Origin of the sequence: Blautia wexlerae DSM 19850 (genome assembly GCF_025148125.1) — a bacterium.
In the GTDB taxonomy this organism is placed as follows: domain Bacteria; phylum Bacillota; class Clostridia; order Lachnospirales; family Lachnospiraceae; genus Blautia_A; species Blautia_A wexlerae.
This window is the reverse complement of sequence record NZ_CP102267.1, coordinates 275,214-292,428: the sequence shown is the minus strand read 5'-3', so window position 1 is coordinate 292,428 and position 17,215 is coordinate 275,214. Positions and strand designations below refer to the sequence as shown.

Genomic DNA, 17,215 nt, shown 5'->3' with positions numbered 1-17,215 from the left:
CTCCCGTATCAGATGTCTGATATCTTTCCCATACCTCATTGACATTCTGAATATAACATTTTACAATAGAACAAAGAAACCAAGCAGTATACATGATAAAAATCACTGAACAGAAAGGAATCATTTCCATGGGACGATTTGTAAATTCCGGAAACAGTGCTTTTCAGGTTGCGCTGAATTCAGAAATCTATGTAGATAAAACCGGTTTGCTGGCATATACAAATAAAGTTATGGATACCACCGCGAAATTCATATGCAACAGTCGCCCCCGTAGGTTCGGGAAATCCATCACTGCCGATATGCTCACCGCATATTACTGTAAAGGCTGTAGTTCCGAAGAAATGTTCTCATCTCTGGAAATCGGTCAGGCACCTGATTTCACGAAATACCTGAATCGATATGATGTAATCCATCTGGATATCCAATGGTGTATGGAACCAGCCGGCGGTCCGGAGAATGTAGTTTCCTACATCACTGAAAAAACGATTCTGGAATTAAGAAATTATTACCCTGAAATTCTGCCTGACTCCATAAGCTCTCTGCCTGAGGCTCTGTCCTGCATTAACACTGCCACTGGTCAAAAGTTCGTAGTAATTATTGATGAATGGGATGTTTTAATCCGAGATGCCTCTACCGACCTGGTAGTCCAAGAGGAATACATCAACTTTCTCCGCGGTATGTTCAAAGGTTCTGAACCTACCAAATATATTCAACTGGCTTACCTCACCGGGATTCTTCCAATCAAAAAAATCAAAACACAGTCAGCTCTGAACAATTTTGCGGAGTTTACAATGACTGACGCCAGGATCTTTTCCAGATATATTGGCTTTACGGAGGAAGAAGTACGAATGCTCTGCGAAAAATACCACCGGGATTTCTCCAAAACCAAGCACTGGTATGACGGTTATCTGCTGGAGCAATATCAGGTATACAATCCTAAAGCAGTAGTAGAATTAATGATCTGGAATAAATTCCAAAGCTACTGGTCGGATACCGGAACCTACGAAGCAATTGTGCCTCTGATCAATATGGATTTTGACGGACTCAAAACTGCCATTATAGAAATGTTGTCCGGTAATTCCGTAGAAATCGATCCTACGACTTTCCAGAATGATATGGTGAACTTTACCTGCAGAGATGATATTCTTACCTGCCTGATCCATCTGGGATATCTGGGTTATGATCAGGACACTCATTCTGCATTTGTTCCAAACGAAGAAATCCGTCAGGAACTTGCCAAAGCTGTTAAACGAAAGAAATGGAATGAATTTCTGACATTCCAGCAGGAATCCTCAGAGTTGCTGGATGCCACTCTGGACATGGACACAGACACTGTGGCCAGATCCATTGAAAAAATACACAATGAATACGCTTCAGCTATTCAGTACAACAACGAAAACTCCCTCAGCAGCATTCTGTCCATCGGTTATCTCAGCACTATGCGGTATTATTTTAAACCTATACGTGAATTTCCTGCAGGCAGAGGTTTTGCAGATTTTGTCTACCTTCCAAAGCCAGAATATTCCAGAGATTACCCTGCACTTGTTGTTGAGTTAAAATGGAATCAAAATGCCCAAACCGCAATCCGGCAGATAAAAAACAGGCAGTACCCTGAGGCTGTTGCAAATTATACTGACAATATTTTACTTGTTGGAATTTCTTATGATAAGAAGCAAAAAACACATAATTGTGTAATCGAAAAATACTCTGAGAAATAATAAAGGGGCTGATTGTCCTTTACGGAGAACATCTTACCGATTATCTATACGAAAAAAGAAAAGCAGGAATGGGAAGCTCTTGTAAGCTAACCCATTCCCACTCTCTGTCTATTCCTTCGCCATTTGTATTATTACCAGAAGTTTCCTGATACTTCCAATCACTTTATATATGTCCATAATGATTTTCAGACAGTCATTCTTATAATATTTTTCTTCTCCCATGGAAACAATACCGCTTTCACATATATTCTATATTCAGCGCTTGAAAGTACCAGGAATAATAATTTTTTTCACGTACAAAATCTTTAAAATCGCTTCTTTGTTTCCATATCCTGATTGTATCACACAGACTCCCGAAATCGCATGCATTCACACAAACAACTATATTTCACTACATATTTAACCAATTTTTTCCAATCTTCCTCACAGACAAATTGCATCCCGTTATTTTTTATAGTATGATTATTGGAAATACAGTTCATTTTATCCATCTGGCATATCCGACAGATATTGTCACTGACATAAGAAACTACAACCACTTTAATCCAAAGGAGCTTAATCCAATTTTGAAACTTGCAATCTGCGAAGACAACCCTTCACATTATGAAATAATACATACTATTCTGCAAAAGTATCCTCCGGGAGCTTTTGAAATAACGCATTTCACATCCGGTGATGAATTTCTCCTGGCTGCTGCTGAAAATGGATGCCCTTATTCCATTGTACTGACAGATATTGATCTTGGTTCTGACACTGTAAATGGCATCTCACTTGCAGAAAAGATCAACCATATCAGCCCGGACACTCAGATTATTTTTATCAGCCAGTATCTGCAATATGCTACCGCAGTATATGAGACAGAACATGCCTACTTTATCCATAAACAACAGATGGAAAAATATCTCCCTCTGGCTCTAAGAGCAGCGTGCCAGAAGCTTCAGAAATTGCATACACGATATCTGTATTTCTCCGGAAATTCACGCAATTATCAGGTGCTCTGCTCCGATATTCTTTATCTGGAACGAAATCTGAGGCAGACCACGATCTATACCAGAACAGGAACATATACAACAAAAGAAAGACTGACAGCTCTTACAGAAAGAATGAAACCAGATTTCTATCTCTGCCATAACAGCTTTGCCGTTAATCTTCATGCTGTACGTACTTACAGTCATAAGGGCATTATACTTTCTGATAATACAGAGATCCCTGTCAGCAGATCTTATTACCAGCAGTTTAAGGACGCGTTTGCTTTCATGATGCTTGCCGGTCACAGGGAGGTGCAGTAAATGAGCAGTCATATGATCAATCTATTCTTGTGTATTCTATCCAGCCTTTATCTGTGTTTTGGACTGCTTTACTTTTGCTGCAGGATCCTGCCAAGCAAACACAAGATCTCACTCCCGCTGTTTTTGTGTCTGTCAGTATTTATGGCACTGTTATTTTGGATCAAACGTGAATCACAGCATAATGGAATTACAATCGTATTTCAGCTTACAACATTTCTTGTAACACTTTTTTTATTCCAGGCATCTTTTATGAAAAAATTAGCCGTTTATTTTATTTTCCAGCTGCTGATAATCTGTCCGGAAATTTTATGTACCAGTGTTTTCATTGCACTTCATAATCTTTTTATACCGACCAATACCTATACTCCGCACAACCTGATATCCAGCTGTTCACCTGCAGAATATTTCGTTATCGAACTCTCCAACATCCTGCTTGGCCTGTTTCTTCTCTGGAAAATATCAGAAATCCTGCGACAGTGTATAGATTATTTGAAAATACTCACCTTTTTACAACTGTTACTGCCACTGGTCGCTCCGGTTTTTCTCAATGTTATAATTTTCCTTCAGAAAAAGCCCGAAGCAGTTCTGGCTCTGAGCATCATTTACTGGATCATATGCATCGGAAGTTATCTGCTGTTTCTGCGTGCAGTTCGTTCTTTAGCCCAGCAGCACAGAGAATATTTACAGAAAAAAATGGAAATTGAGTTGATGAAAAAGCAGATAAACGATTCCGTTCAGTTAAGTAATGAATATGCCGGTCTCCGGAAATGGAATCATGATATTGAGAATCACATCATGTCTGTCATGTATCTGATGGATATGAAAAAATATAAGGAAGCAGAAACATATACCGCTTCTGTTCTGTCCAGGCTCAATTGCAGCCCAAAAGAAAAACAACCAGAGGAGGAGCAGTCATGAAAAAGAACTTTAAATTGATTCCTTTATTCCTCTTCCTCTTTGTATTCCAGCTGCTATATTTTCTGTCTACAATTTATACAGAAAAAATTGATCATATGTTTCTGATCCTGGCAGTATTTATGGTCCTTATCTGTATCCTTTTATACTGCGTTCTTTCTGATGTGTTAAAGAAATCCAATGCTGAAATGGAACTGGCTTTTCTTCAAAAACAGAAACAGTTAAAACAGGAACAGGATTACAGTCTTCAGATCCGCAGACAGGATACTCGGGATTTTCAGGTCAAAACTGTACAGGGACTTCAGGATTTCCAGATATTTCTGGAACAGGGAGAATATGAGCAGGCTGATACTGCGATCAGAAATCTGAATCAGACTTTTCAGAAAAAGCGTTTTCATCCTTACTGTCAGAATAACCTGTTACAGGCAATCCTGGAAGAGAAACGGCTTCGTGCAGAACAGGAACATATCCAGATATCCTACGAGATCCTTTTACCGGAAAAGATTTCCATTAATACGACTGACCTGAGCAGTATATTTTTTAATCTTCTGGACAACGCTATCGAAGCTTGTAGCGCTTCCGGCAATCCTGATCCTGAAATCCGGCTGTCTGCAAACATTTCCAACGGATTTCTGACTGTGTATATGCACAATACCAAGAACCCGATGCAGACTTTTACACATAAGACTACGAAATCAGAACCGGGGGCTCATGGATATGGGCTTTCTATTATTGAAGATATCTGCCAGAAGTATAATGGCTCCTATCAGTGGATCGACCATAATAATACTTTTGATTCCATTGTCTTACTACAGATAAAAAATCTCTGAAAAAAGGAGGCGCTTTCCATGCCAGTTACTCCCACAATCGAAGTAGATGATACCCTGAAAGAACGAAGCTCTCACGGCTCCTTTGAACTTCCCATAGAAACTTATACAGACAACTGCGAAATCTTCCATTCCCTCTACAACCACTGGCATGACGAAATGGAACTGATCTATATTGAATCCGGCAGCGGGCTGGTCCGTCTGAACAAAGAGATCCTCCGCGTCAAGGCCGGTGACCTGATCATTGTGAACCGTGGAGTTCTCCATGGCATAAAAACAGATCTGAAGAATATCCTTTATTTCCGTAGTATTGTTTTTGACCTGAACTTCCTGTCAGGCCCGGCAGGAGATTTATGTCAGGAACGTGTCATTTCCCTGTTGATGGATAATCAGGCGGAATTTACCCATATTATTTCCAGATCTGATGACAATTATGGGAATATCTGCCTGCTTTTTGACAGGATCCATTCCTGCCATAAAGAAAAAAAGCCATATTATTTCGTAAAATTAAAGGCTCTGTTCTTCAGCTTTTTCTACGAAATGCTCATGGGAAATTACATCACTCCCGCAGATAAGGATGAGAACAAAAGTCTTGCTTCTATTAAAAAGATCCTGGACTACATTAACCTCAATTATTCACAGCCGCTGACCGCAGCAGAGCTCACTGCTCTCTCTAATTACAGCGAATACTACTTTATGAAACTGTTCAAGCAATATACCGGTAAGACTCTGATTGCCTATATCAATGACCTGCGCATTGAGAAAGCCAAGCCTATGCTTCTGCACTCCGACTCCTCTGTCACAGAGATCGCACTGGAAGTAGGCTTCAACAACACCAGCTATTTCATCAAAAAGTTCCAGCAGGCAACCGGAATGTCTCCTCACAAATTTCGCAGAAACCTGTCATAAAATCGCAATTTTGTTGTATTTTTTTTAATAGACTGCTGATATAGTTATAGATGTCAGCAAGAGAACTTCTCTTCCTGATATAAATCAAAAACAATACACTATTCAAAACTAAAAAATAAGCAATCTAACTCATAAAAAAACACATATTCATTTCAGAAAGGGAGATTACGATGGAAACTTTAGAAAAACTCATCTACGACCTGTATAAGAAAAACGCACGTCAGTGCACAGACGAAGAAATCTACAATGCATTATTAATCTATACAAAGAACCAGCTCTTCGAAAGAGGCTATCAGGACGGAAAGAAGAAGATTTATTATATTTCCGCTGAATTCCTGATCGGTAAATTATTATCCAACAACCTGATCAACCTTGGAATCTACGATGATGTTGCTAAATTCTTAAAAGAAAACGGCAAAGAAATCGCTGCTATCGAAGAAGTTGAACCGGAACCATCTCTTGGTAACGGCGGTCTTGGACGTCTGGCAGCATGCTTCCTGGATTCTATCGCAACTCTGGGACTTCCGGGCGAAGGTATTGGTCTGAACTATCACCTCGGACTGTTCAAACAGCTCTTTGAGAACAGACTTCAGAAAGAAACTCCGAACCCATGGATTGAAAAACACAGCTGGCTCACACCTGCAGGTGTTTCCTATACTGTACCGTTCCGCGGATTCTCACTGAAATCTTCCCTGTACGATATCGACGTTGCAGGCTACAATAACAAATCCATTCATCTGCACTTATTTGACATCGATCTGGCAGACGAATCTATGGTTCACGATGGAATTTCCTTTAACAAAAAGGACATCCTTCACAACCTGACACTGTTCCTGTATCCGGATGACAGCGATGATGACGGACGTAAACTCCGTATCTTCCAGCAGTACTTCATGGTATCCAATGCTGCACAGTTCATTCTTGACGAGGCAACAAAGAAAGGCTGCAACCTGCATGACCTTGCAGACTACGCAGTGATCCAGATCAACGATACTCACCCAAGTATGATCATTCCTGAACTGATCCGTCTCCTGACAGAACGTGGAATCGCCTTTGATGAAGCTGCTGAAATCGTATCCAAAGTATGTGCTTACACAAACCATACCATCCTTGCAGAGGCTCTGGAAAAATGGCCAATGGACTACCTTCTTGATGTAGTTCCTCACCTTGTACCAATCATCGAAAAGCTGGATGAAAAGATCAAAGCAAAATATCCTCAGGAAAATGTAGCCATCATCGACAAGAACAACCTGGTTCACATGGCACATATGGATATCCACTATGGATTCTCCATCAACGGTGTTGCTGCCCTGCATACAGAAATCCTGAAAACAAGCGAGCTGAAAGCTTTCTATGATATTTATCCGGAGAAATTCAACAACAAAACTAACGGTATCACATTCCGCCGCTGGTTAATGCACTGCAATCATCCGCTGACAGACTATATTACCTCTCTGATCGGTGATGAGTTTAAAACAAATGCAACTGCTCTGGAAAATCTCCTGAAATATAAGGATGATGAGGCAGTTCTGAACAAGCTTCTTGAGATCAAAACAGAAGCTAAGAAAACCTGTAAAGAATTTATCCTCTCTAACACAGGTGTTGAAATTAATGAGAACAGCATCTATGATATCCAGATCAAACGTCTCCATGAGTACAAACGCCAGCAGTTAAATGCTCTGTACATCATCAGCAAATATCTGGAGATTAAGGGTGGCAAAAAACCATCTCAGCCTGTAACCTTTATCTTCGGTGCAAAAGCAGCTCCTGCTTATGTGATCGCAAAGGATATCATTCATCTTCTGCTCACACTTCAGGATCTTATCAAAGATGATCCGGAAGTTGCACCATACATGAAGCTTGTTATGGTTGAGAACTATAATGTATCTGCAGCTGAGAAATTATTCCCTGCATGCGATATTTCCGAGCAGATCTCCCTGGCTTCCAAAGAGGCAAGTGGTACAGGTAACATGAAGTTCATGCTGAACGGTGCTGTTACTCTGGGAACTATGGATGGCGCTAACGTTGAAATCAGCGAACTGGTTGGCAAAGATAACATCTATATCTTCGGTGAATCCAGTGAGAAAGTTATCGAACATTATGAGAAAGCAGACTACTGCTCCAGAGATATTTATGAAAATGACAAACGCATCAAAGAATGTGTTGACTTCATCGTAAGCGAAAAGATGCTGGCACTTGGCCACAAAGAAAATCTGGAAAGACTGCACCACGAACTGGTAAGCAAAGACTGGTTTATGACACTGCTTGACTTCAACGATTATGTTGAGAAAAAAGATCAGGCACTGGCTGATTACGCAGACAGAAAAACATGGGCAAAGAAGATGCTGGTTAATATTGCAAAAGCCGGATTCTTCTCTTCTGACAGAACTATCGAGCAGTACAACAACGATATCTGGCACCTGACACCGGCAAAATAATCCAATAAAATTTATGATCATATAAATTCTGTAAAAAGCAAACAGCAGGCATTGTATATTCAATGGAATATACAGATGTCTGCTGTTTTATATTTATCAGGTCATAAAAATCTCTCACTATGTTAATTTTAATCAAATCAGACTATAACTACGGCAACCGAATTCGAGCAAAATATACCGCTTTATATATCCTTGTAATAAGCTGGAGATATAACATCCGCCTCCTTGCAGGAGCATCCGTTCTCGTAACTGTCACAGCAGTCACAGTTTGAACAGTACATATGGGTATCCGGAATATAGAACAATCCTCCATAAAGCGGTGAGGTACGGAGTTCTTTTGACTCTTTCTTGCTGTTGGCAAAATGGATTCCATTAGAGATTAGCATATTTTCAGGTTCATACTGAGAGAAATCAAAATAATGTCCCTGTGTTCCATGATGGGGCACCTTGATACACCAGTAATGTTCGTATAATGGCAATTTTCCATCATAATTCTCTGCGATCATTTTCAGATGCTCAGGCTGTGCATCCCCGGTAAACAAAAGATTTAATTCTCCGTCTCTGGCATTCTGGAACACAATACTGATCTTATGCTTGAACTGCCGCAGATTTATCTGATTCTCATTCAGCCATGCCAGCAGTTTCTTAAAATCAGGAAGTGCTTTGATTCTGCGAAATTCACGCTCATACACATATGCCCGGATAATTTTCTGACGAACCTCCGGCTGTTCTGTCAGCTCAGATGCTGTTAAATCTGTTTCTTTTTCCACAGTTTCCGCCGGTTTATTGCCTTCAGCAGTCATAGACCATACGATCAGTCTCAGTTTCTCTGCAAATTCAAGCAGGACATCCATTACTTCTTTAAATTTCCCGTCTTCACAGATTCTGTTATAGACTTCGTCCGTCTCCTTCCGGATTACATCTGTATCCGGCCAGAGTGCCTGATATTTGTTTTCAAACAGTTTTCCCCTGCTTAACAGTTCCACGTTCTGTTTATTCTCCAGAAGTGCATCCACCAGTGCAAACAGGCTGACCTGACGGCTTGGCAATCCGGATTCTTTTAACAAATCTGCCAGAAGCAGCAGCACCAGTGTTCTGCTCATTTCTTTTTTTGAAAAAACATCGGGAAGATAAATTTTCCCAAAGTCAACAGAAATATCTTTTTTCTTCATCATATAAAGAAGCCCTGACAGATGATCCATATGAAAATGTGTCAGGAGCAGATTTTTACTCTTGATCGTAGACAGATCTGAGATGATCACATCAAATATTTCTCTTCTGGGGCGCCCCTCTATCCTGCTGTTATTTGTTCCGAAATCTACCAGCAGACTCTTCTTTCTGTCCCGGAGACAGAAGCAGTCTCCGAAACCTACATTATACATTCGTACCTTCATTCTTTTCCCTCTTGTTTACAATGGTTAGTTTTATTTTAATATAGGGAAATTGGAAATGCAAGAGGGTGTTGTTTGTGTTATTATAGTGTCGTATGATTACTGGTTACTGTTCACATATCACTATTCTGCGAGGTGTTTTAGCATAAATATGCCAAAATCCCGAGACATACAAGCCAAAATCCCATTGCCGCAGGCAATCTGGAATGAATTTTGGCTGCGTTACTGAGAACAGAGTAAACAGTAACTCATCTGAAATAAAAGAACGTGTTTGAAAAATGTTTTTCGCAAGATGTGTGTCATGATTTGTGAGAATGATTTTTCAAATACACCTGAGGAAAAACAAATATAAAATATCAGCAGAATGGAGATAGAACACTTATGACAAAACAGGAACTGGCTCTCGAGGTCATTGAACGGTTAAAAAAGGAATATCCTGATGCAGACTGCACTCTGGATTATGATAATGCATGGAAATTACTGGTAAGTGTGCGTCTGGCTGCACAGTGTACAGATGCAAGAGTAAATGTAGTTGTACAGGATCTGTATGCAAAGTTTCCTACTGTAGAAGCTCTTGCAAATGCAGATGTTGCAGATATCGAAGCAATCGTACGTCCCTGTGGTCTGGGTAAGAGTAAAGCAAGAGATATCAGTGCCTGCATGAAAATCCTCCACGAACAGTATCATGACAATGTTCCCGGGGATTTTGATGCTCTGCTGAAGCTTCCCGGAGTTGGAAGAAAGAGTGCCAATCTGATTATGGGAGATGTATTCGGCAAACCGGCGATCGTGACAGATACCCATTGCATCCGTCTCTCCAACCGCATCGGTCTGGTCGATAATATGAAAGAACCTAAGAAAGTAGAAATGGCTTTATGGAAGATCATTCCGCCCGAAGAAGGCAATGATCTCTGTCACCGCCTGGTCAATCATGGCCGCGATGTCTGTACAGCACGCACTAAACCTTACTGTGACAGGTGCTGTCTGAATGATATCTGTGAAAAAAATGGTGTAGACAGCCAGGAATAATTACTTTATACACATATAACCAAAATAATCTATACCATTATACACATTATCCCAAAGAAAATCCCCATCTCTGTGTTTCTTTAACTAGAGCGTGTCTGAAAAAGGCTTTCTGCAAGATGTGCGTCACAATTTGTGGGATATTTTGCCCGGATGAGGGCGCCGTAGTGGACTACGGCAACTGAATTCGGGTGAAATATCCCGCAAAGTGGGGCGTGCAGATTGCGGGAATGATTTTTCAGACACACTCTAGCTCAGCAGATGAGGACTTTCTTATTTGCCTAAATGTGCTCCTCAAGGCTTGCGAAGAAAAGTTCATAGAAATCGTCTTCCCCTGCAAGCTTCGGAGAATTTTCACCTCCACCGTTAGTACTTCTTCGCATGGTAGCATAAAATTCTTCTCCAGCTGTGATCAGATCCATCTCATAAATCTGATATCCCAGTTCCCGGCACTTCGCGCAGAAAGCGGCAAGCGGCTGTTCTGCCTTTCTGGTGTCCATCAGTTCCTGCCAGATGTTACGGTCTTTCAATGCTTTTTCTCTTAATTCGTCTAACATTGCTCCGATTTCCATAATAACATTCCTCCTCTTTATTTTCTGACCTTCATCAAATAACTATTCCATCGTTATCTGCAGAATTGTTACTTCATCAGTTCATAATAAAATATATACTGCTGCATCACGCCCCGGCAGCCCTTATAACGTCTGTTTGGAAATCCCCGTTTATAATGGGCATCCAATGCCTGGCGGATGTGAGTATCTACAGGAAATGCATCCAGCTGATGCAATCCGAAAAGACAGATACAGTCAGCTACTTTCTCACCAACTCCGTACAGTCCCAGAAGTTCTTTTCGTGCAGCTTTATAAGTCATATCATGCAGACTGTCAAGTGAAATATCTCCGAAACAGACTTTTCTGGCTGTATCCAGAACATATTTTGCTCTGTATCCCAGATTGCACTCCCGAAGCTGTTCTTCCGTTGCCAAAGCCAGTGCCTCTGCAGTCGGAAACGCATAATATTCTGCACCTGTGCTGCTTGTTTTTCTTACTCCAAATTCCCGGCTGATATTTTCAATACACTTCTTTATTCTTGTAATATTATTCTGTTGAGAGATCAGGAATGAAATAATCATCTCCCACAGATCCTGCTGCAGAATGCGGATTCCGCTTCCCATCTCTCCTGCTGCTGTCAGATATTTATCCCTTGGATTGATCATGTTTATATATTCACTGTAATCACAATCCAGATCAAAATACCGGATCCAGAAGAAAATGAAATCTTCTTCCGGACAAAAGAAATTGACAATTCCTCTCTCCTGAGTCAGTTCCAGATATTTATCTCCCGCAATCACCCGGTAACGGTCATCACCGATCTGATCCATCCGAAAGCACTGCCCGGATCTGCAGATCTGCCCCAGGTCAAAATTATCCATTTCTATTGTCAGCATACTATATAACCCCTTATCCTTCTGTTACCAATGTTACTGTTCACCCCGTTCTCAGTAACGTTACTAATAACTCTTTTTTTTCTTGATGAATATATGAATGTATTATATACTATTCTAAGTATAAACGTAAAGCAGAAAGGGGTTCTTACCAATGAAATTTATATATCCTGCGGTTTTCCGCAAAAATGAAGAAGGCAGATATAAAGCATTTTTTCCGGATCTTGCCTGTTGTGAAGCTGAAGGCGACACTCTCGACGATGCGATCGATAATGCAAACGAGGCTGCTTATAACTGGATTTATGCAGAAGTAATGGAAGATGAAATGGATCTCCCTGCAATTTCCGATGAATCCGATCTGGATCTGCTGGAGGGAGATATTGTAAGAAATATTCAGGTCAATATCCGTATGTATGACGGATGGGATGAGTAACCACTACCCGCAACGACAAATTACAGAAATTCAGCTCCGTTATGTTACAATAAATCAAACATTAACGGAGCTTTTTTATTATTTAAAGCTGCTCAGATGGCATGCTCCGGCGTACTATCTGCAAAACGATTTTTTATCTCGCTTTGCACTTCAAAAAAGGAGGTTTTACTATGAAAGCAAAAAGTTTTAAAAAGTTCTTTGCAAGCATCGCTCTCAGCGCAGTTCTTACATTCTCAACCGCAGCTACAGCTTTTGCAGCAACTGCACAGCTTATGCCGGTCGAACAGTCTGCTGAATTATCTCAGGAACAAACGGATACCCCTTCTGTTGATGATTCCGACGCGCAGGCTACAGGTGCTTCTTATCTTACCTCTCAGGCTGGAATCGCACAGATTGCCGCTTCTGAAAGTTCTGTGACTGTCCAGTGGACTCCGGTTACAAACGCTGCAAAATACGCAATCAGTATCAGTCCTTTCAGTTCTGGTTCCTACAAACTGCTTGGTTACTTTGACAATAGCCGCAACAAAGCAAGGATCAACAAATTAAAAGCAGGCTCAGCCTACAAAGTAAGGATTACAGCTTTAACTTCATCCGGAACATCGATTTCATCACGCATCGCCGGATGCACAACCCTTTACTCCCGCGTAACTGTCAAAACCTCTTACGCATCCGCAGGTGGTTATACCTTTAATATGAATACTGTAAATCCGGCAAACTCTATCTCAGGTTACAAAGTTATATATCAGAGTTCTGCCACTCACAAACTTATCACCAAATACTATAGCAGACCGTCCTTTACCCTGCCGTTAAACAAAAACACCTTTTATCAGGTAAGAATTTATCCTTACCTTCTTCTGAATAACAAACGTTACGTAACCACAACACCGACCACCAGATATATTTCCATGGGAATCGTTCTTCAGAAAGCCGGAAACACCAACAGTACCATGAAAGTAAAATGGAATAAAGTTGCAGGTGCAAATAACTACGCTGTTTACATAAAATACCCTGGAACCGGCTCCTACAAAAAAGTAAGAACAACAACATCTACTTCCTTTACCCTTACCAATATGACAAAAAACGTCAAGTACGGAATTAAAGTTATTGCAAACAAAAGAGCCGGAGGTAAAACCTGGAAATCAGCTGCAAACGCATATACCATGTCTCTCTCCGGACGTTAACACAAAAGGCAGTCGGAAATTTAAACCGACTGCCTTTTTCTTCTCTGTAATTTAAATTTCGCTGCGTAACTACGCATCTTAATTTTTTCCTTTGCTTCTGCGTTTTCTCTGAATTTTTTCCTGAATTGCAGGATTATCTTTTACTGCGTCAATGAGTACAGCGATCAGTACAACTGCACCTGTAACGATTGTCTGCCAGTAGGAAGAGATTCTCAGCAATGTAATACATGTACTGATAACACTGCTTAAGAGACCACCAAAGATAGTTCCGACAACAGTTCCGATACCACCTGCCATGGAAGTACCACCAAGTACTGCTGCTGTGATGGAATCCATCTGCCAGCTTTCACCAATACTTGCCTGAAAAGAAGCAAGCTTACATGCCATCATAACACCTGCAAATGCAGCGAGAAGACCACTCAGGCAGTATACTAACATTTCTACTTTTTCTGTAGGGATACCTACAATCTTTGCACATTTACGGTTGCCGCCAAGTGCGTAGATATGACGTCCGAACTTTGTTCTGTTAAGCATGACTGTAAGGATCACACAAATCAGGATCATCATAACAACAATCTTAGGAAGTACTCCACCGATAATTCCGTTCGCGAGGTTCTGTGCATTTTCCGGCATACCTGTGATTGGCATACCTTTCGTGATAACGTATACAATACCTTTATAAATCTGCATAGTTGCCAAAGTTACGATAAATGGTGTCATTTTAAAATAAGCAATAAAGAAACCGTTTACCGCACCAAGAACGATACCCATCAGGCTGGCAATGATAATAGCAAGATATGGATTCATTCCATAATTTACCATAAAAATTGCACTTGCCATACCACAAACCTGACCAATAGTTGCTACAGAAAGGTCGATTCCTCCTGTGAGAAGTACAATTGTCTGTCCAAAACCAACAATAATGGCAAAAGAAGCAGCTCTTGAGAGTGTACTGATGTTATAAGATGTAAAAAAGTTTCCTGTTGCTATATGTACTGCAATTCCAACAAGAACGGTTACGATAAATACCATTCCTGCTGTAGATTTTATAAATTTCTTTAAACTGTTCATGATACGAGATCCCCCTGTTATTGAAATGCCACCTTCAGGACATCTTCCTGTGAGGTTGTTTCCACCTGGTCAATGAATCCACTGACTTTTCCTGCATGAATGACCATAATACGGTCTGCAAGTGCCAGAACCTCTTCCATTTCTGAAGAGATTACAACTACTGCTACGCCGTTGTCTGCAAGTGTACGGATAAGGTCGTAGATCTCACCTTTTGCATTTACGTCAATGCCTCGTGTCGGCTCATCCAGAATCAGCATTTTTACATTCTTTGCCATCCATCTGGCTACGATAACTTTCTGCTGGTTACCACCGGAAAGGTTTTTGATCAGCGTTTCTCTTGATGCTGTCTTGATAGACATGGAATCAATATACTGGTCAACGATTTCTGTAATCTTTTTATAATCAATCAGACCATTCTTTGTCATCTGTCCATAGGATGGAAGGATCATATTTTCTTTTACTGACATTCCAGGAGTAATTCCATCATGACGTCTTTCCTCTGAAACATATCCCATTCCGTATTTGATTGCTTCGATTGGAGATTTGATATTCACTTCTTTTCCTTCAATGAAAGTATGTCCGCCCGGCTCTTTCTCTGTAATTCCAAAGACGCATTTGAAGATTTCTGTACGTCCGGCACCTACAAGTCCAGCTACACAGAGTATCTCACCTTTTTTCACATCAAAACTCACATTCTCAAATTCACCTGTTCTGGTAAGATTCTTGGCTTCAAAGAACTTCTCCTTTGAATAGGTACGTTTGATATGTTTTGCCACATTGACCTTTTTACCGGCCATTTTTGTGATCATTTCTTCTTTCGTAATCTCTGAAGTTGGAACTTCTTCTACCAGCTGTCCATCCTTCATAATGGTAATTCTATCTGTTTCTTCCATGACTTCATCAAGATGATGAGTGATAAATACCATGGCAGTTCCTTGTTCTTTTAAACGATGCATAGAATTAAACAGATTTTGTGCCTCTATGTTTGTCAGTACAGCTGTCGGCTCATCCAAGATCAAAACCTTTGGTGTATAGGTAAGAGCATGTGCGATAGATACCATCTGCTGATAAGCTGCAGATAATTTCTTAACCGGCTGTGTCACATCAATATCTACGTTTAATACTTTCAGAAGTTCTTTGGCTTTTTCGTGAGACTTTTTCCAGTCAATCATACCTTTGGAACAGAATTCATTCCCCAGAAAAATATTCTCAGTCACACTAGCTTCAGGAATAAGATTCAGTTCCTGTGGCACTAATACAATATTCTTTTTTAATGCGTCCTGTGGAGAAGAGAGCCTTAACGGCTCTCCTTCCATGAAGACTTCCCCGCCATCTTTTGTAAGCTGTCCGGTAAGGATATTCATAAGAGTACTTTTTCCGGCTCCGTTCTCTCCTACCAGTGCATGGATTTCACCTTTTCTCAGTTTCAGACTTACGTGATCCAGAGCTCTGGTGCCCGGAAAAAACTTACTGATATCCTTCATTTCGATGATAAGATTATCATTCTTATTCTGCATCTGTATCTGCATCCTCTCCATAAAGCATGGTAATATAGTTGTCTGCATCGTCAGCGTATACGGATGTTGATCCAACGTCTGTAACTTCGTCTACTGTTTCGCCGTCGATAGTCTTAACAGCGTTCCAGATTAATTTGTATCCCATATCATAGCAGTTCTGAACCTGAGCTACATATAATGTACCGTCTTTCAGATAGTTCAGAGTACGAAGATCATGATCCATACCACCAATAATGATATCGCCTGCTTTACCTGCATCTGTTACAGCCTGACATGCGCCAACAGGGTTGGACATGTTGTTGCAGAGGATACCGCCCAGATCCGGATATGCCTGCAACCAGGATTCTGTTAAGCTGATTGCTTTTTCTACAGAGTCATCATCTCTCTGCTCATCTACTACTTCGATATCCGGATATGTAGCAATAACATCTTTGAATGCCTGAAGTCTCTGCTCATGAGATTCTGCGCCCATTGTACCGCCAAGAAGTGCGATCTGTCCTTTTCCACCCATCTTCTCACATACTGCTTTTGCGAGTGCTTCTCCATCTCCGTATGGATCATCATTTCCTACGAAGAAGCTTCTCTTGCAGTCTGGTACGTCAACAGTTCCAAATGTTGCAACTTTAACGCCTGCATCTACTGCTGTATCAATTGCTTTTGCAGTAGTATCTGCCTGATTAACGTCTACAGCGATCAGGTCATATCCCTGTCCTACTGCTGTTTCAATTGAGTTTACCTGGTCAACTGCATCCGGCTGTGCCGGTCCATACCATTCATAGTCAATTGTAACGCCTTTATCTTTGAGATCTGCTACAGCTGCATCTACACCAGTTTTGATTGCATCATACCAGCTGTGGATGTTTTTGTATGTGCAGTAGATCTTATATTCGTCTTTCTGTGGCTGATAGTCTGTATCAAAGTCTGCATCTGCTAGAGATGTTTTTCCAGCTACGCTTCCACCGTCTGTTGCTGCAAATACTGTAGATCCCATCATGGATGTTGCCATTAATGCTGCAAATGTGATTGCCATAAGTCTTTTTTTCATTTTCGTTTCCT

The 17,215-nt window shown here is 40.8% G+C and carries 14 protein-coding genes and 2 pseudogenes; 10 read left to right on the top strand and 6 right to left on the bottom strand.

Annotated features, from left to right (window positions below):
• Window positions 1–128 precede the first annotated feature (128 nt).
• The 6 genes from NQ550_RS01250 (at window position 129) to NQ550_RS01225 (ending at window position 8,096) form a co-directional block, all read left to right on the top strand.
• On the top strand, window positions 129–1,718 hold the full coding sequence (locus tag NQ550_RS01250) for an AAA family ATPase (protein ID WP_025579865.1): 1,590 nt from the start codon (window positions 129–131) through the stop codon (window positions 1,716–1,718).
• A gap of 458 nt (window positions 1,719–2,176) precedes the next feature.
• On the top strand, window positions 2,177–3,007 hold the full coding sequence (locus tag NQ550_RS01245; RefSeq protein WP_259839010.1) for a LytR/AlgR family response regulator transcription factor: 831 nt from the start codon (window positions 2,177–2,179) through the stop codon (window positions 3,005–3,007).
• A 141-nt stretch (window positions 3,008–3,148) separates the two neighbouring features.
• The gene (locus NQ550_RS01240; protein WP_259839008.1) at window positions 3,149–3,925 is read left to right on the top strand and encodes a hypothetical protein; all 777 of its coding nucleotides are present in this window, start codon (window positions 3,149–3,151) and stop codon (window positions 3,923–3,925) included.
• On the top strand, window positions 3,922–4,752 hold the full coding sequence (locus NQ550_RS01235; RefSeq protein WP_025579860.1) for an ATP-binding protein: 831 nt from the start codon (window positions 3,922–3,924) through the stop codon (window positions 4,750–4,752). Before NQ550_RS01240 ends, NQ550_RS01235 begins: the two co-directional genes overlap by 4 nt.
• An 18-nt stretch (window positions 4,753–4,770) precedes the next feature.
• A complete protein-coding gene (locus tag NQ550_RS01230) occupies window positions 4,771–5,658 on the top strand; it encodes an AraC family transcriptional regulator (protein WP_020993272.1) in 888 nt (295 codons plus the stop codon).
• A gap of 170 nt (window positions 5,659–5,828) precedes the next feature.
• Window positions 5,829–8,096, top strand: coding sequence for a glycogen/starch/alpha-glucan phosphorylase (locus NQ550_RS01225; RefSeq protein ID WP_025579859.1), 2,268 nt, complete (start codon window positions 5,829–5,831; stop codon window positions 8,094–8,096).
• A 182-nt stretch (window positions 8,097–8,278) separates the two neighbouring features.
• On the opposite strand, the gene NQ550_RS01220 is transcribed toward NQ550_RS01225, so the two are convergent.
• Window positions 8,279–9,490, bottom strand: coding sequence for an MBL fold metallo-hydrolase (locus NQ550_RS01220; protein WP_008707060.1), 1,212 nt, complete (start codon window positions 9,488–9,490; stop codon window positions 8,279–8,281).
• A gap of 378 nt (window positions 9,491–9,868) precedes the next feature.
• On the opposite strand from NQ550_RS01220, the gene NQ550_RS01215 reads away from it, so the two are divergent.
• Complete coding sequence (locus NQ550_RS01215; RefSeq protein WP_025579857.1) at window positions 9,869–10,516, top strand: endonuclease III domain-containing protein; 648 nt, start codon at window positions 9,869–9,871, stop codon at window positions 10,514–10,516.
• Between the two features lie 80 nt (window positions 10,517–10,596).
• Here the strand turns inward: NQ550_RS01215 and NQ550_RS22350 are convergent.
• Window positions 10,597–10,695 (bottom strand): annotated as a pseudogene (locus NQ550_RS22350) (DUF6783 domain-containing protein); the annotation flags it as partial.
• Here NQ550_RS22350 and NQ550_RS22345 point away from each other — a divergent pair.
• Window positions 10,654–11,058, top strand: a pseudogene (locus NQ550_RS22345) (DUF6783 domain-containing protein). The pseudogenes NQ550_RS22350 and NQ550_RS22345 overlap by 42 nt on opposite strands.
• Window positions 11,059–11,153: 95 nt before the next feature.
• Here NQ550_RS22345 and NQ550_RS01205 read toward each other — a convergent pair.
• Window positions 11,154–11,960, bottom strand: coding sequence for a DNA-3-methyladenine glycosylase family protein (locus NQ550_RS01205; RefSeq protein WP_025580648.1), 807 nt, complete (start codon window positions 11,958–11,960; stop codon window positions 11,154–11,156).
• A gap of 151 nt (window positions 11,961–12,111) precedes the next feature.
• Here NQ550_RS01205 and NQ550_RS01200 point away from each other — a divergent pair, with 151 nt between their 5' ends.
• Both NQ550_RS01200 and NQ550_RS01195 read left to right on the top strand, forming a co-directional pair.
• Window positions 12,112–12,390 (top strand): type II toxin-antitoxin system HicB family antitoxin, encoded by a 279-nt coding sequence (locus NQ550_RS01200; RefSeq protein ID WP_008707065.1) that lies wholly within the window; start codon window positions 12,112–12,114, stop codon window positions 12,388–12,390.
• A gap of 170 nt (window positions 12,391–12,560) precedes the next feature.
• Entirely contained in the window at window positions 12,561–13,571 is a 1,011-nt protein-coding gene (locus tag NQ550_RS01195; RefSeq protein ID WP_025580649.1) for a fibronectin type III domain-containing protein, read from the top strand.
• 78 nt (window positions 13,572–13,649) lie between these two features.
• Here NQ550_RS01195 and NQ550_RS01190 read toward each other — a convergent pair whose 3' ends face one another.
• The 3 genes from NQ550_RS01190 to NQ550_RS01180 are packed head-to-tail and all read right to left on the bottom strand — an operon-like array spanning window position 13,650 to window position 17,204.
• Window positions 13,650–14,642: an ABC transporter permease gene (locus NQ550_RS01190; protein WP_025580651.1), complete on the bottom strand. Its 993-nt coding sequence runs from the start codon at window positions 14,640–14,642 to the stop codon at window positions 13,650–13,652.
• Window positions 14,643–14,659: 17 nt separating this feature from the next.
• Window positions 14,660–16,159 (bottom strand): sugar ABC transporter ATP-binding protein, encoded by a 1,500-nt coding sequence (locus NQ550_RS01185; protein ID WP_025580652.1) that lies wholly within the window; start codon window positions 16,157–16,159, stop codon window positions 14,660–14,662.
• Window positions 16,149–17,204, bottom strand: a complete 1,056-nt coding sequence (locus NQ550_RS01180; protein WP_025580653.1) for a substrate-binding domain-containing protein — start codon at window positions 17,202–17,204, stop codon at window positions 16,149–16,151. Before NQ550_RS01180 ends, NQ550_RS01185 begins: the two co-directional genes overlap by 11 nt.
• Between the last annotated feature and the right edge of the window lie 11 nt (window positions 17,205–17,215).